The organism is Stenotrophomonas sp. BIO128-Bstrain, from assembly GCF_030128875.1.
GTDB lineage: Bacteria > Pseudomonadota > Gammaproteobacteria > Xanthomonadales > Xanthomonadaceae > Stenotrophomonas > Stenotrophomonas bentonitica_A.
In genome coordinates, this window is the sequence record NZ_CP124620.1 from 1,207,404 (window position 1) to 1,229,146 (window position 21,743).

Annotated in this window: 23 protein-coding genes; 17 read left to right on the forward strand and 6 right to left on the reverse strand. The window is 67.1% G+C overall.

The annotated features are described in order from the left end of the window. Positions 1 to 8: 8 nt before the first annotated feature. Together POS15_RS05395 and POS15_RS05400 are read right to left on the reverse strand one after the other, a co-directional pair. Positions 9 to 188, reverse strand: coding sequence for a hypothetical protein (locus tag POS15_RS05395; RefSeq protein ID WP_019184157.1), 180 nt, complete (start codon positions 186 to 188; stop codon positions 9 to 11). Between the two features lie 123 nt (positions 189 to 311). Continuing rightward, positions 312 to 926: a TlpA disulfide reductase family protein gene (locus POS15_RS05400; protein ID WP_019184156.1), complete on the reverse strand. Its 615-nt coding sequence runs from the start codon at positions 924 to 926 to the stop codon at positions 312 to 314. 240 nt (positions 927 to 1,166) lie between these two features. On the opposite strand from POS15_RS05400, the gene mntR reads away from it, so the two are divergent. From mntR to POS15_RS05425, 5 genes are all read left to right on the forward strand, one after another. After that, complete coding sequence (gene mntR / locus POS15_RS05405; protein WP_019184155.1) at positions 1,167 to 1,625, forward strand: manganese-binding transcriptional regulator MntR; 459 nt, start codon at positions 1,167 to 1,169, stop codon at positions 1,623 to 1,625. After that, the gene (gene tadA, locus POS15_RS05410) at positions 1,618 to 2,142 is read left to right on the forward strand and encodes a tRNA adenosine(34) deaminase TadA (RefSeq protein ID WP_070425351.1); all 525 of its coding nucleotides are present in this window, start codon (positions 1,618 to 1,620) and stop codon (positions 2,140 to 2,142) included. Before mntR ends, tadA begins: the two co-directional genes overlap by 8 nt. A gap of 99 nt (positions 2,143 to 2,241) precedes the next feature. Next, complete coding sequence (gene orn, locus POS15_RS05415) at positions 2,242 to 2,811, forward strand: oligoribonuclease (RefSeq protein ID WP_019184153.1); 570 nt, start codon at positions 2,242 to 2,244, stop codon at positions 2,809 to 2,811. Between the two features lie 105 nt (positions 2,812 to 2,916). Beyond that, positions 2,917 to 3,786 (forward strand): EcsC family protein, encoded by an 870-nt coding sequence (locus POS15_RS05420; protein WP_037553437.1) that lies wholly within the window; start codon positions 2,917 to 2,919, stop codon positions 3,784 to 3,786. Between the two features lie 117 nt (positions 3,787 to 3,903). Continuing rightward, positions 3,904 to 5,016 carry an alkene reductase gene (locus tag POS15_RS05425; RefSeq protein ID WP_019184151.1) on the forward strand — a complete coding sequence of 371 codons (1,113 nt, stop codon included), beginning with the start codon at positions 3,904 to 3,906 and terminating at the stop codon, positions 5,014 to 5,016. Positions 5,017 to 5,243: 227 nt separating this feature from the next. Here the strand turns inward: POS15_RS05425 and POS15_RS20415 are convergent, their stop codons facing one another. After that, complete coding sequence (locus tag POS15_RS20415; RefSeq protein ID WP_345782483.1) at positions 5,244 to 5,987, reverse strand: transposase; 744 nt, start codon at positions 5,985 to 5,987, stop codon at positions 5,244 to 5,246. A 16-nt stretch (positions 5,988 to 6,003) separates the two neighbouring features. Further along, positions 6,004 to 8,382: a phosphoenolpyruvate synthase gene (ppsA, locus tag POS15_RS05435; protein ID WP_046273401.1), complete on the reverse strand. Its 2,379-nt coding sequence runs from the start codon at positions 8,380 to 8,382 to the stop codon at positions 6,004 to 6,006. A gap of 143 nt (positions 8,383 to 8,525) precedes the next feature. Here ppsA and POS15_RS05440 point away from each other — a divergent pair, with 143 nt between their 5' ends. The 3 genes from POS15_RS05440 (at position 8,526) to POS15_RS05450 (ending at position 10,546) form a co-directional block, all read left to right on the forward strand. Beyond that, positions 8,526 to 9,347: a pyruvate, water dikinase regulatory protein gene (locus POS15_RS05440; protein WP_019184148.1), complete on the forward strand. Its 822-nt coding sequence runs from the start codon at positions 8,526 to 8,528 to the stop codon at positions 9,345 to 9,347. 144 nt (positions 9,348 to 9,491) lie between these two features. Beyond that, positions 9,492 to 10,001 carry a DUF1249 domain-containing protein gene (locus POS15_RS05445; protein ID WP_019184147.1) on the forward strand — a complete coding sequence of 170 codons (510 nt, stop codon included), beginning with the start codon at positions 9,492 to 9,494 and terminating at the stop codon, positions 9,999 to 10,001. 56 nt (positions 10,002 to 10,057) lie between these two features. Next, positions 10,058 to 10,546, forward strand: a complete 489-nt coding sequence (locus POS15_RS05450; protein ID WP_284129166.1) for an 8-oxo-dGTP diphosphatase — start codon at positions 10,058 to 10,060, stop codon at positions 10,544 to 10,546. Between the two features lie 73 nt (positions 10,547 to 10,619). Here the strand turns inward: POS15_RS05450 and POS15_RS05455 are convergent, their stop codons facing one another. Then, positions 10,620 to 11,267, reverse strand: a complete 648-nt coding sequence (locus POS15_RS05455) for a class I SAM-dependent methyltransferase (RefSeq protein ID WP_235318933.1) — start codon at positions 11,265 to 11,267, stop codon at positions 10,620 to 10,622. 383 nt (positions 11,268 to 11,650) lie between these two features. On the opposite strand from POS15_RS05455, the gene POS15_RS05460 reads away from it, so the two are divergent. Genes POS15_RS05460 through phaC form a run of 3 tightly spaced genes read left to right on the forward strand, consistent with a single transcriptional unit; the run spans position 11,651 to position 14,542 of the window. Then, on the forward strand, positions 11,651 to 12,265 hold the full coding sequence (locus POS15_RS05460; protein ID WP_019184144.1) for a CDP-alcohol phosphatidyltransferase family protein: 615 nt from the start codon (positions 11,651 to 11,653) through the stop codon (positions 12,263 to 12,265). Between the two features lie 52 nt (positions 12,266 to 12,317). After that, positions 12,318 to 13,478 carry a class III poly(R)-hydroxyalkanoic acid synthase subunit PhaE gene (gene phaE, locus POS15_RS05465; RefSeq protein WP_046273402.1) on the forward strand — a complete coding sequence of 387 codons (1,161 nt, stop codon included), beginning with the start codon at positions 12,318 to 12,320 and terminating at the stop codon, positions 13,476 to 13,478. Continuing rightward, on the forward strand, positions 13,475 to 14,542 hold the full coding sequence (gene phaC, locus POS15_RS05470) for a class III poly(R)-hydroxyalkanoic acid synthase subunit PhaC (RefSeq protein WP_046273403.1): 1,068 nt from the start codon (positions 13,475 to 13,477) through the stop codon (positions 14,540 to 14,542). The genes phaE and phaC overlap by 4 nt, the downstream gene beginning before the upstream one ends. 3 nt (positions 14,543 to 14,545) lie before the next feature. Here phaC and POS15_RS05475 read toward each other — a convergent pair whose 3' ends face one another. Beyond that, positions 14,546 to 14,947 (reverse strand): DUF4822 domain-containing protein, encoded by a 402-nt coding sequence (locus POS15_RS05475; protein ID WP_284129167.1) that lies wholly within the window; start codon positions 14,945 to 14,947, stop codon positions 14,546 to 14,548. 154 nt (positions 14,948 to 15,101) lie between these two features. Here POS15_RS05475 and POS15_RS05480 point away from each other — a divergent pair, with 154 nt between their 5' ends. From POS15_RS05480 to POS15_RS05505, 6 genes are all read left to right on the forward strand, one after another. Next, the gene (locus POS15_RS05480; protein WP_046273405.1) at positions 15,102 to 15,497 is read left to right on the forward strand and encodes a YfeK family protein; all 396 of its coding nucleotides are present in this window, start codon (positions 15,102 to 15,104) and stop codon (positions 15,495 to 15,497) included. Positions 15,498 to 15,544: 47 nt separating this feature from the next. Next, positions 15,545 to 15,748 (forward strand): PspC domain-containing protein, encoded by a 204-nt coding sequence (locus tag POS15_RS05485; protein WP_019184139.1) that lies wholly within the window; start codon positions 15,545 to 15,547, stop codon positions 15,746 to 15,748. Between the two features lie 32 nt (positions 15,749 to 15,780). After that, positions 15,781 to 16,215, forward strand: a complete 435-nt coding sequence (locus tag POS15_RS05490; protein ID WP_046273418.1) for a hypothetical protein — start codon at positions 15,781 to 15,783, stop codon at positions 16,213 to 16,215. 132 nt (positions 16,216 to 16,347) lie between these two features. Next, entirely contained in the window at positions 16,348 to 16,563 is a 216-nt protein-coding gene (locus POS15_RS05495; protein WP_019184137.1) for a hypothetical protein, read from the forward strand. A 206-nt stretch (positions 16,564 to 16,769) separates the two neighbouring features. After that, positions 16,770 to 19,145 (forward strand): Tex family protein, encoded by a 2,376-nt coding sequence (locus POS15_RS05500; RefSeq protein ID WP_284129168.1) that lies wholly within the window; start codon positions 16,770 to 16,772, stop codon positions 19,143 to 19,145. Positions 19,146 to 19,396: 251 nt separating this feature from the next. Then, positions 19,397 to 21,604: a PAS domain S-box protein gene (locus POS15_RS05505; protein WP_046273929.1), complete on the forward strand. Its 2,208-nt coding sequence runs from the start codon at positions 19,397 to 19,399 to the stop codon at positions 21,602 to 21,604. The last annotated feature ends 139 nt before the right edge of the window (positions 21,605 to 21,743 follow it).

The window sequence follows — 21,743 nt, forward strand, 5'->3', positions numbered from 1 at the left end:
ATCACGCGTTACACCGGCTGGCAGCACCGGATCTCGCTGTGCCCGCCATAGGTGCAGCCGGGCTTGTAGGGACAGCCATCCAGCTGCTTGGGCTGGCTGGAGGTCGCCACTGCCTGGCTCGATGCGAACGCCAGGGCGCAGACAACAGCGATACCGCCAAAGACCGAAAGGAACTTCCTGGACTTCATGGTGCTTCTCCTGTTGTGGTGACGCGGATGCAACGGGAACACGGACGGAACTGTCGATCCGCCCCCGGCGAGCGGGCGCGGAGGGACCTGGTTACGTCGCCTTGGCAGCGACGTGGGATGGCTTCAGCCTGCCGGCGCGGGCGCCTGGTTGCGGGCGGCGTTGATCACGAATGCGCCGGTGATCGCATCCACCGAGCGCTCCTTGAGCTGGCCGACATGGCGGTAGATCACCTTGCCGTCCTGGATGACGACCACCATCGGCACCATGGTCGCGGTGTAGCGCTGCCGGAGCCGGTCATCGGTATCGTTCACCACCGGAAACGCGAAACCATGCTGGCGCGCGTAATCGGCAGCGGTTTCGTGGGGCGGCAGGCTGATGCCGACCATCTCGAAGGCGCGGTTGCCGTTGTTGCGACCGGCCGCGTCCAGCGCCTGGATCTGCGGCACCGAGGCCAGGCAGAACTTGCAGGCAGGGGAGAAGAAGTACAGGACCTGGCGACCGCTGGCCGGGCCGGCCAGGGTAACCGCCTGGCCGTCGAGTGCCATGGTGGTGAGGGCCTCGGGCTGGGCGCCCTCGGGAAGGCCGTGGGCGGCCTTGGAGATCTGTTCGACCTTGCTCACCAGCAGCGCCTGCTCCTGGCGGAGCTGCCGGTTCTGCACCGCCAGCGCGGTCATCAGCACGGCCAGGACAACGATGAGAGCGAGGCTGCCGTACTTCCGGAATGCGGATGCGTCCATGCTGCTCCTTGGCCTTCGGCCGGGTCCATGGCTGAGTAGGTGGTGTATGTATCCGGCAACAAAAATCATTTGTCAAATACAAGATCCTATGAATGAGACATGGGTTTCATTCTGGTCGGTGCCTATCGAAAGATCGGCGCGCGCGGCGCCCGCCGGGCCGCCCGGATCAGTCGCAAACCCCCGTGAGGTAAACTGTCCGGGCGCCGAAGCCCTTCGCCAGCGGCCATTGCTGGAGCCACCATGCCGTCCTCGACCCGTAAAGCCGTCTCGCCCCTGATCGACGCCCAGGTGCATGTCGAGGGCTTCGTGCAGGTGCGTGAAGCGCGCCGGTCCGAGCTGGTCGAGGATTACGTGGAGCTGATCGCGGACCTGATCGCCGATGGCCGTGAGGCCCGGCAGGTGGATATCGCGACGCGGCTGGGGGTTGCGCAGCCGACGGTGGCCAAGGCGCTCAAGCGCCTGGTCAAGGAGGGCTGGGCGATCCAGCGCCCGTACCGCGGCGTGTTCCTGACCCCGGCCGGCGAGCAGCTGGCGGTGGAGATGCGCGCCCGCCACCAGACCGTGGAGCAGTTCCTGCTGGCGCTGGGCGTGGATGCCGATTCGGCGCGCCGCGATGCCGAAGGGATCGAGCATCACGTGAGCGAGGCGACCCTGGCCGCGTTCGACGCGTTCGTACGCAAGGCCAACGGCCATGGTTGAGCGCCTCGCGCCGCCGCCGCCGCTGGGCGTGCCGGTGCACGACCAGGACGAATACTGGATGCGCCACGCGCTGGGGCTGGCCGAGCGGGCCGAGCGTGAGTTCAACGAGATCCCGGTCGGCGCGGTGCTGGTCGGTGCCGATGGCAGCGTGCTCGGAGAAGGCTGGAACCTCAACATCGCCGACCACGACCCCAGCGCACATGCGGAGATCGTCGCGATGCGGCAAGCGGGCAGGGCGATCACCAACCACCGGCTGATCGGCAGCACGCTCTACGTCACGCTGGAGCCATGCGCGATGTGTGCGATGGCGATCGTGCACGCACGCGTGGCGCGGCTGGTGTACGCGGCCACCGATCCCAAGACTGGCGCCTGCGGCAGCGTGTTCGACCTGATCGGCGACCCGCGCCACAACCATCGCGTGGAAATCCACGGGGGGGTGCTGGCCAAGGATGCCAGCACCCGGTTGACCAACTACTTCCGCGCCAAGCGCGGCAAGCCGCCGCTGCTGCTGGAATAACGCCGCTGCAGCGACAGGGCCGTGACGCGTTGGCGGTATCATGGGCGCCTCCTCCATCCCGGTCGCGGCGCAAGCGGCGGCCCAGCACAAGGCGAACACATGGCCGACAACGGCGCAGAAGGCGAGCGACTGATCTGGATCGATCTGGAAATGACCGGTCTGGACACCGATAACGATGCGATCATCGAGATCGCCACGGTGGTGACCGATGCGCAGTTGAAGGTGCTGGCCGAAGGTCCGGAGTTCGCCATCCATCATCCGGTGGAGCGGCTGGAGGCGATGGACGAATGGAACCGCAACCAGCACCGCCGCTCGGGCCTGTGGCAGCGCGTGGTCGACAGCACGGTGACCCTGGGCCAGGCCGAAGCGCAGACCATCGCGTTCCTGCAGCAGTGGATCAAGGCCGGTGCCTCGCCGATGTGCGGCAACTCGATCTGCCAGGACCGTCGCTTCCTGCACCGTGAAATGCCGCGCCTGGAGAAGTACTTCCACTACCGCAATCTGGACGTGTCCACGATCAAGGAACTGGCCAAGCGCTGGGCCCCGAGCGTCGCGGCGGGCGTCGGCAAGACCGCCAGCCATACCGCGCTGAGCGACGTCCACGATTCCATCGAAGAGCTGCGCCATTACCGCCAGTTCATGGGGGCGCTGTCGGGCCTGCCTGCCTGATCCAGCGAGCAGGATCGGCACGGCACGCCGGCCTGTGCCGGATCGTTCAGCTGACGGCAGGCGAGGCGACGAGCGATGAACATCGGCGGCGCTATGATCGCGGCCATGAATGCCATCACCTCGCCGCAACCGCCGCCGCTGCCGTCCTCGATCCTGCCGACCTCGCAGGATTGGCGTGATCTGCAACGTGCGGTGGAGCTGCTGGAATCGCCCACGCTGACGGCCAAGATGGCCAACCTGATCGGCTCGCCACTGGAGTTCGCGGTCAAGTGGTTGCCTGATTCGGTTTCGCGCCGCATCCACGGCGCGGTCGAGGCGGCGCTGTTCAAATCCGCCCAGGCCGCGTTGTGGAGCATGGACAACACGCCTGGCAAGGCCGCCTCCACGCGTTGGCACAAACTGGCGGCGGCAACATCGGGCGCGGTAGGCGGTGCGTTCGGCTTCACCACGCTGTTCATCGAACTGCCCGTGTCCACCACGATCATGATGCGCTCGGTGGCCGATGTCGCCCGCAGCGAGGGCTTCGACCTGCGCGAGATGAGCACGCGGCATGCCTGCCTGGAGGTGTTCGCGCTGGGTGGCAACTCCGGCAAGGATGACGCCAGCGAGACGGGCTACTACATCACGCGTGGCTTCACTGCCGAGGTGATGCGCCACTTGTCGGCCGAGCTGGCCGGGCGCGCGGTCGGCGGCAGCCCGGTGATGATCGGCCTGACCCCGAAAGAAGCCGGCAAATGGCTGGCCAAGATCGTGGAGAAAGTGGCGGCGCGCTTCGGCGTGGTGGTCACCGAGAAGTTTGCCGCGCAGGCGGTCCCGATCGTCGGGGCGGTGGCCGGCGCCACGCTCAATACCATGTTCACCGACTACTACCAGGACGTGGCGCGCGGGCACTTCATCGTGCGCCGGCTGGAGCGCAGCTACGGTTACGAGACCGTGCGGGCTGCCTATTCCCTGCTGGCCGCCGAGCGCAACTGAGCGATCGTTGCATCGGCGGCACAACTGTTTTGCCGCCGCAGGCCTGTTGGGCCGGCGGCCCTGTCCCCATCCTTGTCGGCATCACCGCTTCGGCGGCTCCCCCGATCAAGGATTGCCATGCTGTTCTCTCCCTATACCCGCGGCGCGCTGACGCTGCCCAACCGTATCGTGATGCCGCCGATGACCCGTTCGCGGGCCGGTGAGGGCAACGTCGCCACGCCGCTGATGGCCACTTATTACGCCCAGCGTGCCTCGGCCGGCCTGATCGTCAGCGAGGGTACCCAGATCAGCCAGCAGGGGCAGGGCTATGCCTGGACCCCGGGCATCCACGATGAGGCTCAGGTTGCCGGCTGGCGCGGCGTGACGGAGGCGGTACATGCCGCTGGCGGTCGCATCGTCGCCCAGCTCTGGCACGTTGGCCGCGTCTCGCACGTGGCCCTGCAACCGGGCGGCGCCGCGCCGGTGTCCTCGTCGGCGCTGTTGGCCGAAGGGGTCAAGGTGTTTGTCGATCCGGACGGCCGGGGCCCGCAGAGCGGCGTCGGCGAGATGGTCCAGCACTCGATGCCGCGGGCCCTGACCACCGAAGAGATCGCCGGCATCGTGCGCGATTACGCGACGGCCGCGCGCAATGCGATCGCCGCCGGCTTCGATGGCATCGAACTGCATGGTGCCAACGGCTATCTGATCAACCAGTTCATCGACTCCCAGGCCAACCAGCGTACCGACGGCTATGGCGGCTCGCTGCAGAACCGCCTGCGCTTCCTGCGCGAGGTGACCGCGGCGGTGGCCGCGGAGATCGGGGCCGAGTGCGTCGGTGTGCGCCTGGCGCCGCTGACCACGCTGCAGGGCGCGGTGGACGACACCCCGCAGGCGACCTACCTGGCCGCGGCGCATCTGCTGGACGAGATCGGCGTGGGCTACCTGCACATCGCCGAAGCCGACTGGGAAGACGCCCCGGTCATGCCGGTAGCCTTCAAGGAGGCACTGCGCATGATCTATCGCGGCACGCTGATCTACGCCGGCAAGTACACCGTGGAACGCGCCGAAGAGGCGCTGGCCAAGGGGTGGGCCGACCTGATCGCCTTCGGCCGGCCGTTCATCGCCAACCCGGATCTGCCGGAGCGTCTGCAGCAGGGCCTGCCGCTGAATCCCCCGGACAAGGCCACGTTCTTCGGCGGCGGCGCGGAAGGGTTCACCGACTACCCGGTGGCGGAAACCGCCGAGGCCTGAACGCACACCCCGTAGAGCCGACCGTTGGTCGGCTGCTCTCCCATCCGACGCCGCGCAAACGTGATCTGCCGCGCGATGCGCGGCAGCCGACCAACGGTCGGCTCTACCGGCGCTTAGGCCCACGATCCATGGTCGGTAGAGCTGACCGTTGGTCAGCTGCCCACCCATCCGGCGCCATGCACACGTGATCCGCCACGCGATGCGCGGCAGGCGACTAACAATCGGCTCTACCCGGGCGGATGGTCTTCGGTGGGCCATCTGCACCACGAGAAGGGATACGCACCGATCACCTCCGCCAGGCCGGCACGGACCGGGTTGGCGAGGATGTAGGTGGCTTGGCGTCGCAGGTCTTCGTCCTTGCGTAGTGCGTGGTCGTAATAACCGGCTTGCCAGACAGGGCCGTTGCGGGCGGATTGGCGATTGATGAGCAGGCTGCTGCGCGATTTGAAGCGCTGCAGGCATGCGCCCAGGGAGCCCTGCCGGAGCTGCATCAGCCAATGCACGTGGTCTGGCATGACCACCCACGCAAGGTTGCAGACCCGATGCTCGTCTTCCATGGCATGCAGCACCTGCATGACATGCCTGGCCAGGTCGGGCTGGTGGAAATGGGGTACACGCGCATGCGTGATGGTCGTCAGCGCGTACACGGTGTCGATGCGGGAGTGGCGGCCGTGATGAAGGCGTGGGCTGGGCATGCCGTCAGGATGCCCATCGGTGCGCGGGGCGCCCATCAGGCGATGTGCCGTTGGAGTGTGGGGGATGGGCGGGTACAGCCGACCGATGGTGTAGCCGGCCGACGGAGCAGCCGACCGATGGTGTAGCCGGCCGACGGAGCAGCCGGCCGATGGAGCAGCCGGCCAACGGAGCAGCCGACCAACGGAGCAGCCGACCAACGGAGCAGCCGACCAATGGTCGGCTCTACCGATGTCGCACAAAACAAAACCCCGCTTGCGCGGGGTTTTGTTCGTCATCTCAAGGCCGGGAGGATCAGCCCTTGGCCTTGAGCTTGGCCAGGCGCAGCCAGGTGTCGACCACGGTGTCCGGGTTCAGCGACACCGACTCGATGCCTTCCTGCATCAGCCATTCGGCCAGGTCCGGATGATCGGACGGGCCCTGGCCGCAGATGCCGACGTACTTGCCCTTGGCACGTGCCGACTTGATCGCCATCGACAGCAGCTTCTTCACCGCCGGGTTCCGCTCGTCGAACAGGTGCGCCACGATCGAGGAGTCGCGATCCAGGCCCAGGGTGAGCTGGGTGAGGTCGTTGGAACCGATCGAGAAGCCGTCGAAGATTTCCAGGAACTCATCGGCGAGCAGTGCGTTGGACGGCACTTCGCACATCATGATGATCTTCAGGCCGTTCTCGCCCTGCTTGAGGCCGTTCTGTTCCAGCACCTCGACGACCTTGCGGCCTTCTTCCAGGGTGCGCACGAACGGGATCATGACCCACAGGTTGTCCAGGCCCATCTCGTTGCGCACGCGCAGCACGGCCTTGCACTCCAGTGCGAAGGCGGCCGAGAAGCTCGGATCGACGTAACGGCTGGCGCCGCGGAAGCCGATCATCGGGTTCTCTTCGTGCGGCTCGTAGTTGCTGCCGCCGATCAGGTTGGCGTACTCGTTGGACTTGAAGTCCGACAGGCGCACGATCACCGGGTTCGGGGCCACCGAAGCGGTCAGGGTGGCGATGCCTTCGGCCAGGCGGCCGACGTAGAAGCTGACCGGATCCGCGTAACCGGCGATCTTCTCGTCGATCTTCTTCTTGGTCGCCGCGTCCTGACGGTCGTACTCCAGCAGGGCGTTGGGGTGGATGCCGATGTGGCTGGCGATGATCATTTCCAGACGCGCCAGGCCGATGCCGGCGTTCGGCAGCTGGCCGAAGTCGAAGGCGCGTTCCGGGTTGGCCACGTTCATCATGATCTTCAGCGGCGCCGGCGGCATGTTGCCCAGGTCCGTGGTGGTGCGCTCGAACTCGAGCTTGCCCTCATAGATGAAGCCGGTGTCGCCCTCGGCGCAGCTGACGGTCACTTCCTGGCCGTCCTGGATCACCTGGGTGGCGTTGCCCGAGCCGACCACGGCCGGCACGCCCAGCTCACGGGCGATGATCGCCGCGTGGCAGGTACGGCCACCACGGTTGGTCACGATGGCCGAGGCGCGCTTCATCACCGGCTCCCAATCGGGATCGGTCATGTCGGCGATCAGCACGTCGCCCGGCTGCACGCGCGCCATGTCGTCCAGGGTGCGCACCACGCGGGCGGTACCGGCACCGATCTTGGCACCCACGGCGCGGCCTTCGGCCAGCACCTTGCCGTCCTTCTGGTTCAGCGCGAAGCGTTCGATCTGGGTGGCATGGCCACGCGACTTCACCGTCTCCGGGCGCGCCTGCACGATGAACAGCTTGCCGCTGACACCGTCCTTGGCCCACTCGATATCCATCGGGCGGCCGTAATGCTTTTCGATGACCAGCGCCTGCTTGGACAGTTCCTGCACGTCCTCGTCGCTGATGGAGAACGTGCTGCGCAGTTCGGCCGGGGTGTCTTCGATGCGCACGCGCTCACCGGGGACGTCCGAATACACCATGCGGATCGCCTTGCTGCCGAGCGAGCGGCGCAGGATCGCCGGCTTGCCGGCGCTCAGGGTGGGCTTGTAGACGTAGAACTCGTCGGGGTTGACCGCGCCCTGCACGACCATTTCGCCGAGGCCGAACGAAGAGGTGACGAACACCACGTCGCGGAAGCCGGACTCGGTGTCCAGGGTGAACAGCACGCCGGAGGAACCCACGCCCGAGCGCACCATCAGCTGCACGCCGGCGGACAGGAACACATCCTCGTGCTTGAAGCCGTGGTGGACGCGGTAGGCGATCGCGCGGTCGTTGTACAGCGAGGCGAACACTTCCTTGACCTTGTGCACGACATCGTCGGCGCCGGTCACGTTGAGGAAGGTCTCCTGCTGGCCGGCGAAGGACGCATCGGGCAGATCTTCGGCGGTGGCCGAGGAGCGCACCGCGACGGCGACATCGCCGCCGCCGTTTTCACTGCACAGCTTGGCGTAGGCGCTGCGGATGTCCTGGTCCAGTTCCGGGTGGAGCGGGGCATCGATCACCCAGCCGCGGATTTCCTTGCCGGCCAGGGTCAGGGCACCGACATCTTCCACGTCCAGCGTGGCCAGCTTGTCGAAGATGCGCTTGGACAGATCGTTATGGGCGATGAAGTCCTTGAAGGCTTCAGAGGTGGTTGCATAACCGCCGGGGACAGACACCCCCAGACCGGCCAGGTTGCCGATCATTTCGCCAAGCGACGAATTCTTGCCGCCTACGCGGGCCAGGTCGGCCAGGCGCAGTTCGTGCAACCACAGGATGTTCTCGTTCAAGCGCGATGCTCCGTTTGGCCATCGCCCGAGGCGGGCTGGATGGCCACGTCCGTAGGAAGAAGCCGATATGATGCCGGGCAGACCGCTGTCGGCACAAGCTTGTATCGACAGCCTTTTTAAGCTTCGGAGGGGGTAAAAGCCGTATGTCGACGATCCGACCGGTGTTCTACGTGTCCGATGGAACCGGTATCACCGCTGAAACCATTGGGCATAGCCTCCTGACCCAGTTCTCCGGGTTCAGCTTCATCACCGACCGGATGTCGTTCATCGATGATCCGGAAAAAGCGCGCGAAGCCTGTGAAAGGATCCGTGCAGCGGGCGAGCGGTACCAGGTCCGGCCCATCGTGGTCAGTTCCTGCGTGGACAGCGGGCTGAGCATCATCCTGGCCGAAAGCGGCGGATTGATGCTGGATGTGTTCGCGCCCTTCATCGAGCCGCTGGAGCGGGAACTGGCCGTCAACCGGCATTCCCGGGTCGGCCAGGCGCACGGCATGGTGGACTTCGAGACCTACCACCGCCGCATCAACGCGATGAATTTCGCGCTGACCCATGACGACGGCATCGCCATCAACTACGACGATGCCGACGTGATCCTGGTGGCCGTCTCCCGGGCCGGCAAGACCCCGACCTGCATCTACCTGGCCCTGCATTACGGGGTTCGCGCGGCCAATTACCCGCTGACCGACGAGGACCTGGAGCAGGATCGCCTGCCGCCACGCCTGCGCCCGTACCGGAAAAAGCTGTTTGGGCTGACCATCGATCCGGACCGCCTGCAGCAGATCCGCCAGGAGCGTCGCCCGAACTCGCGCTACGCCAACCTGGAGACCTGCCGCCGCGAGGTCGCCGCCGCCGAGACCATGTTCCGGATGGAGCGGATCCCGACCCTGAGCACCACCCATACCTCGATCGAGGAGATCTCGAGCAAGGTGCTGGGCACGCTGGGGCTGCAGCGCGAGATGTATTGATCGGCGCGCCCCCTTGAACAGCAAGGGGGCGCTTCCTTCGTCCCGTGCCGGGGCTGCCCTGCGTCCGTGAACCGGTTGCGGGCCGCCCCTTTGGCCGGCGTGGTGCCGCCCCCACGTTGGGAGATCAACGTGTAGGATCGACCCATGGCCCAGGCATCGCCCCGTATCGAACGCATTCCCCGGCTCAGCCGCCTGAGCTGGTTGATGGGCCTGTATGCGGAAAACTACCAGCACCTGGTGCGCCTGTTCGCACCCTCCGAACTGGTGCCCGGCAGCTACGTCTCCTCGATCGGCGATGGGCTGGATGTGCGCCTGGATGTCATCGAGTGCCACCGCTACACGGTCGAGCTGCGCCTGACCTACGACTTCGCCGACCCGGTCACCGGGCAGCCGGACCCGTCGGCCTATGTGCGCCTGTACCGTGATGCCCGGCAGGCCGAGACCACCCATTGCTACGTCGGCCGCCGCTGGCAGGACGTGGTCGGGATGTACCCGCCGCCGGCCGAGCTGATCAGCCACCGCATGCGGATGAACACCTTCCTCGGCAAATGGCTGGAATACCTGGCCGAACGCGGCCACGGGGTGGCCACGCTGCGCCGCGATGGCGAGGTGGCCGCACCGGCCGACGCACGCCGCACCAGCCTGGTGCCCTGAGCCGCGGCCTGGCGGATCACGCATAATCGGGGTCTGTGTTCCCGAGCGTGTGCGAAATGCCCTACACCCCCATCGTGGCCACCTTGGGCTACGTGCTGTCCGCCGACGGCAAGCAAGTGCTGATGATCCACCGCAATGCCCGCCCTGGTGACCTGCACCTGGGCAAGTACAACGGGCTGGGCGGCAAGATGGAGCGCGATGAAGACGCCGCGGCCTGCATGCGCCGCGAAATCCGCGAGGAGGCCGGCATCGAGTGCGGGACCATGCGCCTGCGCGGCACGATCAGCTGGCCGGGTTTCGGCAGGAACGGTGAGGACTGGTTCGGCTTCGTGTTCGTCATCGATGACTTCACCGGCACGCCGCTGACCTCCAACCCGGAGGGCACGCTGGAGTGGGTGGACGTGGACAAGATCGACAGCCTGCCGTTGTGGGAAGGCGATCGCAGCTTCCTGCCGCTGGTCTTCGACGACGAGCCGCGCGCCTTCCACGGCGTGATGCCGTACCGCGACGGCGCCATGCATTCGTGGAGTTACACCCGCCTGTAGGGTGGTTGCCGGCCAGCGGCCGGCACGTCATGAGCGGAGACGGAGGTGCGTGGCTGCCGGCCAGCGGCCGGCACTACAACCGGCGGGCGAGCAGCAGATGGAAGTGTTTGTTTACTTCGCGCCCGTCGTTGCTGCGCCCGGTTTCGTGATGGGCACGCCAGGCCTGCACGGTCAGCCCGGCGCTGCGCAGGGCCTGCTCGACCTCAGCCAGTTCGTGCAGGTGGAAGCCATGTGCGGCAAACGGCAGGGTGCGCATGAACGCCGCATCGCCGAAGGCCAGGCAGAGCCGGCCACCGGGGCGCAGCACGCGCGCCAACTCGGCGAACGGGAGTCTCAGTTCGTCCCAGAAATACAGGGTGTTCACCGCCAGCGCCGCATCGATGCAGGCCTCGTCCAGCGGCAGGGCATGGGCGTCGCCGAGGTGGAGCTCGGCCCGCTCCTGTAGACCGTGCCCGGCCAGCAGTGCATTGCCGGCCGCCACCATCGCCGCGGAGACATCCACGCCCAGGTAACGACTGTGCGGCGCCTGCAGCAGCTCGGGCGCAAAGGCGGCATTGCCGGGGCCGATCTCCAGCACCTGCTCGCCGGCAGTGACCGACAGCAGCGCCAGGGCGGCGCGGTTGAGATCACCGTTGCTGCGGTTCATCGACTGGGCCACCGCAAGCGCGTGGATCCCATGCGGGTGGCGCAACTGGGTCGCCAGATCATCGGGGGAAAGCACGCGCAAGACTCCTGTCGGTGGGCGGCAGGACCTGGCGGCGGCGGAGTCCATCGGCCAGCTTAGCCGACCGGGACGCTCGATGGGCGGCCGCGTGAAGGCCGATTTCCATCTGGCGATGAGGATCGGTGATCAACAAATCACCAGCGTCGCGGCCAATGAGACTGAGTTGTCCACAGGGGGTGTGGATGACTCGTGGGCAAGTTTGTGGATAAGCCGCGTCGGCCCCCGCCGGTGCTCGCTGTCAAGATGGGTGGCCAAAAATTCACCGCAGGTCGTGCTGGCGTGAACGGCGCGGCAAGGCCGGGGTACGGCAGCGTAGGGTGGGCTGTCCGGGCGCGGGCCGCTCGCGGTACTCTCTTCCGATTGCCGCCACCCGATCTTTCATGAAACGTCACTTCTCGATGTTGCGCGAGTTCCACCTGGCCGACTGGTTCACCCTGGCCAACGCGTTCTGCGGCACCGGGGCGGTCTTTGCCGCCATGCGCTACCTGCAGGACGGCGAGCGCAGCTATCTGCTGTTCGGGATGGCCCTGATCCCGCTGGCCTTCATTTTCGATGCCCTGGACGGGCGCATCGCCCGCTGGCGCAAGTCCAGCTCCACGCTGGGCCGCGAGCTGGATTCACTGTCGGACATCATCTCCTTCGGCGTGGCGCCGGCCGCGCTGGCCTACGCCTGTGGCATGCAGGGCGGCTGGGATTGGCTGGTGCTGAGCTACTTCGTCTGCTGCGGTGTCAGCCGCCTGGCACGCTACAACGTGACCGCCGAGGCGCTGGCCGGCGAAGGCGACAAGGTGCCGTACTTCGAGGGCACCCCGATTCCGACCAGCCTGGCGCTGGTGGTGGTGCTGGCGGTGGCGGCCAGCGTCGGTGCGACCGGGCCTGACCTGTGGCTGGGCCAGTGGCAGCTCGGGCCGTGGCAGCTGCACCCGCTGGTGTTGCTGTTCGCGCTGTCCGGTTCGCTGATGATCAGCAAGACCCTGCGCATTCCCAAGCCGTGAGGCGCGGCGACGCGGCATTGCTATCATCGTTTCCCGAGACGGGAGGACGGTCATGACCACGGCGGGCAGCGGCAGCAGCGCAGGCGACGTAGAGGCCCTTGCGCGGCAGTATTTCAGTGCGTGGGGCGATGCCCTGCGGCACGCCGCAGCGCCGCCGGGCCAGGCGGCCGGCCCCGAGGGACAGGGAAACTGGCAGCAGGCGATCGACTGGTGGGCGCAGATGATGCCCAACGCCGCCAGTGGGCCGGCCGACGAGGCGGTGCACCGTTTCCGTGAACAGGCCGGTGGCTGGTACGGCACCATGCAGCAGGTGGCGGCCCAGTTCGCCGGCCGCGACACCACCAGCGCCGAAGTCGCGCAGGCGTGGCGCACGGCGGTGCTGGGGCAGGGCGACGGGCTGCTGCAGTGGATGCTGCAGGGCGCCCGTGGTCATACCCAGGCCGAAGGCCCGGACCTGCTGCAGCTGCTGGAAACCCTGCAGCGCCAGCTCGGCCCGTGGCTGCAGAGCCCGGCGTTCGGCCCCGGCCGCGAGCATCAGGCCCGCTGGCAGGCACTGCTGCGGGCGCAGCAGGACTACCAGGCGCACTCGCGCGATTACGTGGAGCAGATCAAGCAGGCGCTGGACGATGCGTTCACCCTGTTCGAGCAGCGCCTGGCCGAACACGAACAGCCGGGCAATCAGTTGACCAGTGCACGGGCGATGTTCGATCTGTGGATCGACGCGGCCGAAGAGGCCTACGCGAAGGTCGCGCTGTCCGAACCGTTCCAGGCGGTCTACGCCGCGCTCGGTAACGCCCAGATGCGGCTGCGCGCGGCAACCCAGCAGGAAATCGAACGGCTGACCGAGGGCTTCGGCCTGCCGACACGCACGGAAATGGATGCGGCACACCGCCGCATCGCCGAGTTGGAGCGGTTGGTGCGGCGCATGGCCGGCGGCGCAGGCGATGGCAGGCCGGCCACCCGGCCGGCCGCCTCGAAGAAGACAGCTCCGACGAAGTCAGCTCCGAAGAAAGCAGCTCCGAAGAAGTCCGCTCCGAAGAAGGCAGCCGCGAAGAAGGCAGCCGCGAAGCAGGCAGCCCCGAAGAAGGCGGCACCAGAACAGAGCAAGGCACCCAAACCTGCGAAGACGGCGAAAGCCGCTGAAGCCGCGAAAACCGCTACAGCCACCCAACCGGTGAAGGCCGCCGCCAAACCCCGGAAACGCAGCGCATGAAAGGTCCCCTGGGCTTCAACGCCGAAGACCTGCTGCAGGAAACCCTGGCCATGCAGCGCAAGCTGATGGATGGCCTGACGCTGCTGCCCTCGGTGGAGGATGTCGAGTACGGCGTTACCACCCGCGAGGAAGTGTGGCGCGATGGCAAGGTCGCCCTGTACCGGTTTGTCGGCGGCCAGGCGCCGGTACGGCGGACGCCGCTGCTGATCGTCTATGCGCTGGTCAACCGGCCGTACATGGTCGACCTGCAGACAGACCGCTCGCTGGTGCAGAAACTGCTGGCGCTCGGCCATGATGTGTATGTACTGGATTGGGGCTATCCGGACCGTTCCGAGCGCTACCAGACGCTGGAGGATTACCTGCTGCGGTTCGTCGATGGCGCGGTGGACCACCTGCAGGCCCACAATGGCGGTGAGCCGATCAACATGCTCGGCATCTGCCAGGGCGGCGTGTTCGCGCTGTGCTACGCCGCGCTGCGCCAGGCCAAGCTGGCCAACCTGATCACGATGGTCACCCCGGTCGATTTCCACACCCCGGACAACATGCTCTCGCACTGGGCACGGCAGGTGGACGTGGATCTGCTGGTGGACACGCTGGGCAACATCCCGGCCGATCTGATGAACGCCAGTTACCTGATGCTCAAGCCGTTCCGGCTCAATGTGCAGAAGTACGTCGGCCTGCTCGACATCCTCGATGACAAGGACGCGCTGGAGGATTTCCTGCGCATGGAAAAGTGGATCTTCGATTCGCCGGATCTTGCGGGCGAAGCGTTCCGCGATTTCATCAAGCAGTTCTACCAGGGCAACGGGCTCATGCACGATGGCGTACGCATCGGCGAGGAACATGTCGACCTCCAGCAGGTGACGTTGCCGGTACTGAACATCTACGCCGAACAGGACCACCTGGTGCCACCGGACGCATCACGCGCGCTGCGCGGCCGGATCGGCAGCCCCGACTACACCGAAAGCAGTTTCCGTGGCGGCCATATCGGCATCTACGTGTCCGGCCGCGCCCAGCGCGAGGTGCCCGGCACGATTACAGACTGGTTGCAGCAGCGCAGCTGAACTTCATGGTGAGGCGGCTGATGCAGTGGCCTGGACCTGCCACGGGCCTGCGTAAGGGGTGTGCACGACATGTACCGTGACCAAGGGCGCGCCCTCACGCATGCCGTGCGGCACCTGTCGGGAATAGGTGAATTCCGACGCGGTCAGAACCTCTACACGACGGCGTAGCGGCGTGCCGGCATCGGGCACGGTGTGCTGATGGCGACGGTCGCCGGTAAAGAAAAACCATCCTGCACCGCCGTGTTCGGCGCGCGAGCGGCCGGTGGCCGGATCGAAGTACTCGAAGCGATTAGTGCACGCGTCCCAGAGCGAAATGCCGACCACGCCGGGGTAGCGTGCGACCTGGTTGCGGCTGCGATCATCGCCTTCATACACGGCAGTGGTGATCCAGGTGCGCTCGGCCAACTGCCTCGCCTGATCGGAGGCGCCCGGGCAGGCCGGCACGGTGGACGCCGGTGCGAGCAGGAGCAGCAGGCGGGGCAGGACCGGGTATGGCATGAAAGGTTCCCGTGCACGAAGGCGAGGACGCTACATTAGTGGCCTGCACTCAGGAGGCACCATGCAACAATCGCGAAAACGCACGTCCGTGGTCCCCGGCATCCTGATCGGGCTGGTCGCCCTGCTGCTGGGCGGCACGGCCCAGGCGGCGCCGGGCGAGGCCGCCCGCCGCGAGATCGCCGGTCTGATCGGCGCACTGGATGGCTCCAGCTGCCGCTTCCAGCGCAACGGCAGCTGGCACGACGCCGCCGAGGCGCGCGCCCATCTGCAGCGCAAGTACGACTACCTGCTCAGGAAGGACAAGGTGGACACCGCCGAGCAGTTCATCGAGCGCGCCGCCAGCCAGAGCAGCATGAGCGGCAAGCCGTACCGGATCGCCTGCCCGGGCCAGCCGGAGCAGACCGCGGCGGTCTGGTTCACCGCGCGGTTGGCGGCCCTGCGCCAACGCACCCCGTAGACATGGTTCGCGCTAGAGTCGGCATCTACCGGCTCGAGACCCCGTGCATGAACACACCGCCGCGCCCGCTGTCCCGCTCGCTCAACGACCGCATGATCGCCGGCGTCATGGGCGGCATTGCACATCGTTTCGGCTGGAACGTCACCCTGGTCCGGGTGCTGTTCGTGCTGATCTCGATCGGTTCGGCCGCGTTTCCGGGCATCCTGGTCTATCTGATCCTGTGGCTGCTGATCCCCAACGAGGCCGATTGAGCCTGTCGCCGGTGCTGCTGCGGGCACTGCAGATGCTGGGCGCGGTGTGGACCTCGCCCAATACCCTGATCGGTCTCGCCGCGGGCGCCACGGCGATGCTGGCTGGCGCACGTCCGTCCTGGAACGGGCGCGACTGCGCGGTCGTGTTCCGTGAATTTCCCTGGGGGCCGGGCGGGGCGATCACGCTGGGCAACGTGATCCTGCATACCGGGCCGGTGCTCGACGTGCCGTGCCGGACCTACGCGCACCAGGCCGGTCACGCCACCGAGCCGGTGATCGGCCTGCACGACCACGAGCGCGCACACGTCTACCAGTATCTGGTGCTCGGGCCGCTGTATCTGCCGGTGTACCTGCTGTGCGGCGGGGTCAGTGCACGCAACCCGTTCGAGCGCGCGGCCGATGTGTACGCGCTGCAGGGCCGCGGGTGGTGGCCACGGTGGCGTTATTTCCGCGTTAAATCCGTGTAAGAAAAACGTCGGCAACGCGACGTCATCTGCATGCAAAAAAACGTTATTAGCCTGCATGACGAATCAGTCAGGTTTGACGGGGTAAGCTTGCAGCGTTGTATGAGCAACCGTTTTTCTGGAGGAACACATCACATGGCAATCGTTCTTTATGTCGGTGGTAGCAAGGATGGCGACAAGGGCCTGGTGCCGCATGGCTTCAGCAAATCCCAGGCCGATACCGAGCAGGGCCCTGAGATCTACACCGAGCGGTTCATGGAATTGCAGGGCGTAGGCAAGGTGCGGGTGATGGCGCTGGAGTCGATGCGCGATGAGATCGTCCATCAACGCGCTGCCGTGCATTACCGGTAACCCGCAGCACCGCCAAGGCGCCCGTTGATCAAGGGCGCCCGCGCCGGCATCCCGGCCCCACGCAAGGATGCCGGCGTGAACGCAGGACCCCTCGTGTGGTCACCGCCACGGGGCGACAGGTTCGCACCGGACTGTCAACGGCTTTCCCCGGCCGCCCGGCATCGCCAGAATGGGTTCTTTCCGCAAAGCGGCTCCGGCCGGAAGCAATGCCTGACATCAAGCTCGCGCAGCAGATCGCCCAGACCATCGCCGATGAGATCGGTGCCCAGACCGCCCAGGCCCTGGCCGCCATCGCCCTGTTGGACGAAGGCGCCAGCGTTCCGTTCATCGCCCGCTACCGAAAGGAAGTCACCGGCGGCCTGGACGACACCCAGCTGCGCAATCTCGAAACGCGCCTGACCTATCTGCGTGAACTGGAAGACCGCCGCGCCGCGGTGCTGTCCAGCATCGACGAACAGGGCAAGCTCAGCGATGAGCTGCGCAACGAGATCCTCGGCGCGGACACCAAGTCGCGCCTGGAAGATCTCTACCTGCCGTACAAGCCCAAGCGCCGCACCCGTGCCCAGATCGCGCGTGAGGCCGGCCTGGAGCCCTTGGCCGATGGCCTGCTGGCGGATCCGGGTCTGGATCCGCAGGTCTTCGGCGCGACCTTCGTCGATACCGACAAGGGCGTGGCCGACGTCAAGGCAGCGCTGGAAGGCGCCCGCGCGATCCTGATGGAGCGCTGGGGCGAGGATGCCGCACTCGTCGGCGAGCTGCGCACCTGGCTGGGCGAGAACGGCGTGATCCGCGCGCGTGTCGCCGAGGGCAAGGAAGAGCAGGGCGCCAAGTACCGCGACTACTTCGAACATTCCGAATCGCTGGCGAAGATCCCGTCGCACCGCCTGCTGGCGCTGTTCCGCGCACGCCGCGAGGAAATCCTGTTCCTGGAGCTGGACCCGGGCAGCGATGCCGAGGCCGGCAATCTGTACGCCGAGGGCCGCGTCGCGCACAACGCGGGCATCCGCGATGCCGGCCGCCCGGGCGACCGTTGGCTGCTGGACGCCTGCCGCCTGACCTGGCGCGCCAAGCTGCACATGCACCTGCTGCTGGACCTGTTCAACCAGGCCCGCGAAAAAGCCGAGGCCGAGGCGATCTCGGTGTTCGGTGACAACCTCAAGGACCTGCTGCTGTCCGCCCCGGCCGGCCCGAAGGCCGTGCTCGGCCTCGACCCGGGCATCCGCACCGGCTGCAAGATCGCCGTGGTCGATGCCACCGGCAAGCTGGTCGCCACCGACACCATCTACCCGCACGAGCCGCGCCGCCAGTGGGACCAGTCGCTGCACACGATCAAGCAGCTGTGCGTGCAGCACAACGTGGAACTGATCGCGATCGGCAACGGCACGGCCAGCCGTGAGACCGACAAGCTGGCCGGTGAGGTGATCAAGGCGCTGGGCGATACCAAACTGCAGAAGATCGTGGTCAGCGAGGCCGGTGCCTCGGTGTACTCGGCCTCGGAGTTCGCGGCCAGGGAATTCCCGAACCTGGACGTGTCCATCCGCGGTGCGGTGTCGATCGCCCGCCGCCTGCAGGATCCGCTGGCCGAGCTGGTGAAGATCGAACCCAAGGCGATCGGCGTGGGCCAGTACCAGCACGACGTGGACCAGTACCGCCTGGCGCGCGCGCTGGATGCGCGCGTGGAGGACTGCGTCAACGCGGTCGGCGTGCACGTCAATACCGCCTCGGCCGCGCTGCTGTCGCGCGTGTCCGGGCTGTCATCCACTGTGGCCGAGAACATCGTGCGGCATCGCGACGACAACGGTCCGTTCAAGCGCCGCAAGGACCTGCTGAAAGTGCCGCGCCTGGGCGAGAAGACCTTCGAGCAGTGCGCCGGCTTCCTGCGCATCGCCGATGGCGACCAGCCACTGGATGCGTCTTCGGTGCACCCGGAAGCCTACCCGGTGGTGGAGCGCATCGTGGCGGCCACCGCACGCCCGATCAAGGCCCTGATCGGCGACGGCAGCTTCCTGCGCGGCCTGAAGGCGGAACAGTTCACCGACGAGACCTTCGGTGTGCCGACCGTGCGCGACATCCTGAAAGAGCTGGAGAAGCCCGGCCGCGATCCACGTCCGGAGTTCAAGGCGGCCCGCTTCGCCGACGGTGTCGAGGAACTGAAGGACCTCAAGGTCGGCATGGTCCTGGAAGGCGTGGTCAGCAACGTGGCTGCGTTCGGTGCCTTCGTGGACATCGGCGTGCACCAGGATGGGCTGATCCACATCTCCGCGCTGTCGGACACCTACGTCAAGGACCCGCGTGACGTGGTCAAGGCCGGTGACATCGTCAAGGTGAAGGTGCTGGAGGTCGACGTGGCGCGCAAGCGCATCGCGCTGACCCGCCGCCTGGATGACACCCCGGCCCCGGCCAAGGCCCCGGGCGAGCGCGACGCGCGCCCGGCCGGTGGCGGCCGCCGCGACGGTGGGGCGGGCAATGGCCCGCGCAACGGCAACCGCGGCGGCCCGTCCGGCCCCCGTCCGGGCAGCGCGGCACCGCCGGCCAACAATGCGCTGGCCGATGCCTTCGCCCGGGCCAAGCGCGGCGGCTGAGCCTGCTGCCGTTGCCTGCCAGGGGCCGCCTTCGGGCGGCCTTTGGCGTTTTCGGGGGTCTGGGTGGCCGTGGGCACTTCTGGTTTGACGCATGTTTACGCACACTTCCCGTTGAATGCCCGTAGGGTGGGTGGACGGCGGGGAGCCCAGATGACAGACGACCAGGCAGGACCGGGCAACCGGGCGGGCCGCAGCGCCGATCACCGCGCTGCGGCAGGGCTGTGCGCGGCCTGCCGGCGCGGAGGGCGCCCATGAGCCAGTCACCGACCGGCGCCTCCGACGCTGCCGAAGCGGCCGAAGCGCTGCGTGAGATGGCCGAGCAGCGCCATCGGCTTGAAATGATCATCGACGGCACCGCGGCCGGCACCTGGGAATGGAACATCCCGGGCGGGCAGATGCGGGTCAACGAGCGCTGGGCGGAGATCGTGGGCTACACCCGCGAGGAACTCGCCCCGATCACGCCCGAGACCTTCTTCCGGCTGGTGCATCCCGAAGATCTGGCCCAATCCAACGCGCTGCTCAGCGCGCATCTGGAGGGCCGCTCGCCGCACTACGACAGCCTGTGCCGGATGCGCCACAAGCAGGGCCACTGGATCTGGGTGCAGGACCGTGGCCGCGTCTACGAGCGCGATGCGCAGGGCCGCCCGCTGTGGATGGCCGGTGCCCATGCCGACGTCACCGATCTGCAGCAGGCCCGGCAGGACGCGGCCAACATGCGCCAGCGCCTGCAGGCGGTGGTGGATGCATCCGATGAGGTTGCGGTGATCGCCACCGACATCAATGGGGTGGTGAACCTGTTCAATACCGGCGCCCAGAAGCTGCTGGGCTACCGGCCCGAGGAGGTGATCGGGCGGGTCAACCCCGGGCTGTTCCATGATCCGGACGAGATGCGTGCCTACCTGCAGCCCCAGGTGGATGCGGAGGGGCGGATGCCGACCATTTTCGAGGCACTGACCGCGCACGCTGCCCAAGGCACGTGGTCGCACCAATGGACCTTCCTGCGCAAGGACGGCGAACGGCGCCAGGTGCGGTTGTCGATCAGCCCACTGGACGGCGCGGGGGGCAGCCGGATCGGCTATGTCGGCATGGCGGTCGATCTCACCCCGCTGCTGCAGGTACGCGAGCAGGCCTTCGTCGCGGCCGAGAAGTTTGCCGGGGCGTTCTCTTCGGCGGCGCTGGGCATGGCCCTGGTCTCGCTGGAAGGGCGTTGGCTGGACGTCAACGATTCGCTGTGCGGCATCCTCGGTTACACCCGTGCCGAACTGCTGCAGATCGACTTCCAGACACTGACGCATCCGGATGACCTGCACACCGACCTGGCCCTGCTCGGTGACCTGCTGGCCGGCCGTCGCGAGCACTACCACATGGAGAAGCGCTATCTGGGCAAGGCCGGCAACCTGGTCTGGGGGCGGCTGTCGGTCTCACTGGTGCGCGCCGAGAATGGCGAGCCGCTGCATTTCGTTTCGCAGATCCAGGACGTGACCGCGCAGCGGCTCAGCGGCCAGCAGTTGCGCGAATCCGAGCAGCGCACCCGCGTCACCCTGGATGCGGTGGCCGACATGGTGCTCACCCTGGATCTGCACGGGGGCATCCAGTACGCCAATGCCGCGGCCACGCGCGCGCTGGCCGGGGAGGGCGCCGAGGCGCTGGCCGGCAGCCAGCTGCAGGAGGTGATGGAACTCACCACCGAGTACGCGCCGCGCTCACCGCTGGATGTGGCCGTGCTGCTCGACCCGGACAGCAACGCGGTCGATCTGCATTCGGACCTGTTGCTGTCGGCCGGTGCTCACCTGCTGCCGGTCGACCTTACCCGTGCCTGGCTGCGCGATGAGCAGGGGCAGGTCAGCGGCGCGGTCTGGGTGATCCGTGATGTCACCCAGCAGCGCGCCCGCCAGCGCGAAGCCCGGCATCTGGCCGAGATCGACCCGCTGACCGAACTGAGCAACCGGCGCGGTTTCGAGGCGCACCTGCAACAGGCCATCACCCGGGTCGCGCGGACCGGGCAGTCGGCCTCGTTGATGTACATCGACCTGGACCATTTCAAGCCGGTCAACGATACCCACGGCCATCTGGCCGGCGATGCCGTGCTGTGGGCGGTGGCCAGCGTGCTGCGGCACGGCGTGCGCGATTCGGACATCGTGGCGCGGCTGGGCGGCGACGAGTTCGCGGTGATCCTGGCCGGCTGTTCGCTCAAGCGTGCCCGGCGCATCGCCAGCGACCTGCTCGAGGCGATGCGTGGGTTGTCCATCCCCTGGGATCAGCGCCGGTTGAGCGTGGGGGCCAGCATCGGGATCGCCCCGCTGTTCGGGGGCATGAGCGTGGATGATGCCGTGGCCGCCGCCGACGCCCAGTGCTACCGGGCCAAGGCGATGGGGCGCGACAACGTGCAGGTCGAAGCCCAGGCGTTGGGTGCGGTCGACCCGCTGGACGCCCTCGATGCCAGCGAAAGTGGCGAGTAGGCGCCGGGCCAGTCTGCATCACAGGGCGGGGATGCTGGCCCTAAAGCTTTCAGAACACGCGCCGTTATATGACTCGCAGTTGCTGCCTGTCTGCTCACGTGGATATCTGGCCGTACACCTTTTTCATGGTTCATGTTCA

Bases quoted from the DNA above. Each gene is read 5' to 3' on its own strand.
- POS15_RS05395 (WP_019184157.1), bottom strand. From the start codon at position 188: ATGAAGTCCAGGAAGTTCCTTTCGGTCTTTGGCGGTATCGCTGTTGTC.
- POS15_RS05400 (WP_019184156.1), bottom strand. From the start codon at position 926: ATGGACGCATCCGCATTCCGGAAGTACGGCAGCCTCGCTCTCATCGTT.
- mntR (WP_019184155.1), top strand. From the start codon at position 1,167: ATGCCGTCCTCGACCCGTAAAGCCGTCTCGCCCCTGATCGACGCCCAG.
- tadA (WP_070425351.1), top strand. From the start codon at position 1,618: ATGGTTGAGCGCCTCGCGCCGCCGCCGCCGCTGGGCGTGCCGGTGCAC.
- orn (WP_019184153.1), top strand. From the start codon at position 2,242: ATGGCCGACAACGGCGCAGAAGGCGAGCGACTGATCTGGATCGATCTG.
- POS15_RS05420 (WP_037553437.1), top strand. From the start codon at position 2,917: ATGAATGCCATCACCTCGCCGCAACCGCCGCCGCTGCCGTCCTCGATC.
- POS15_RS05425 (WP_019184151.1), top strand. From the start codon at position 3,904: ATGCTGTTCTCTCCCTATACCCGCGGCGCGCTGACGCTGCCCAACCGT.
- POS15_RS20415 (WP_345782483.1), bottom strand. From the start codon at position 5,987: ATGACGAACAAAACCCCGCGCAAGCGGGGTTTTGTTTTGTGCGACATC.
- POS15_RS05440 (WP_019184148.1), top strand. From the start codon at position 8,526: ATGTCGACGATCCGACCGGTGTTCTACGTGTCCGATGGAACCGGTATC.
- POS15_RS05445 (WP_019184147.1), top strand. From the start codon at position 9,492: ATGGCCCAGGCATCGCCCCGTATCGAACGCATTCCCCGGCTCAGCCGC.
- POS15_RS05450 (WP_284129166.1), top strand. From the start codon at position 10,058: ATGCCCTACACCCCCATCGTGGCCACCTTGGGCTACGTGCTGTCCGCC.
- POS15_RS05460 (WP_019184144.1), top strand. From the start codon at position 11,651: ATGAAACGTCACTTCTCGATGTTGCGCGAGTTCCACCTGGCCGACTGG.
- phaE (WP_046273402.1), top strand. From the start codon at position 12,318: ATGACCACGGCGGGCAGCGGCAGCAGCGCAGGCGACGTAGAGGCCCTT.
- phaC (WP_046273403.1), top strand. From the start codon at position 13,475: ATGAAAGGTCCCCTGGGCTTCAACGCCGAAGACCTGCTGCAGGAAACC.
- POS15_RS05480 (WP_046273405.1), top strand. From the start codon at position 15,102: ATGCAACAATCGCGAAAACGCACGTCCGTGGTCCCCGGCATCCTGATC.
- POS15_RS05485 (WP_019184139.1), top strand. From the start codon at position 15,545: ATGAACACACCGCCGCGCCCGCTGTCCCGCTCGCTCAACGACCGCATG.
- POS15_RS05490 (WP_046273418.1), top strand. From the start codon at position 15,781: ATGCTGGGCGCGGTGTGGACCTCGCCCAATACCCTGATCGGTCTCGCC.
- POS15_RS05495 (WP_019184137.1), top strand. From the start codon at position 16,348: ATGGCAATCGTTCTTTATGTCGGTGGTAGCAAGGATGGCGACAAGGGC.
- POS15_RS05500 (WP_284129168.1), top strand. From the start codon at position 16,770: ATGCCTGACATCAAGCTCGCGCAGCAGATCGCCCAGACCATCGCCGAT.
- POS15_RS05505 (WP_046273929.1), top strand. From the start codon at position 19,397: ATGAGCCAGTCACCGACCGGCGCCTCCGACGCTGCCGAAGCGGCCGAA.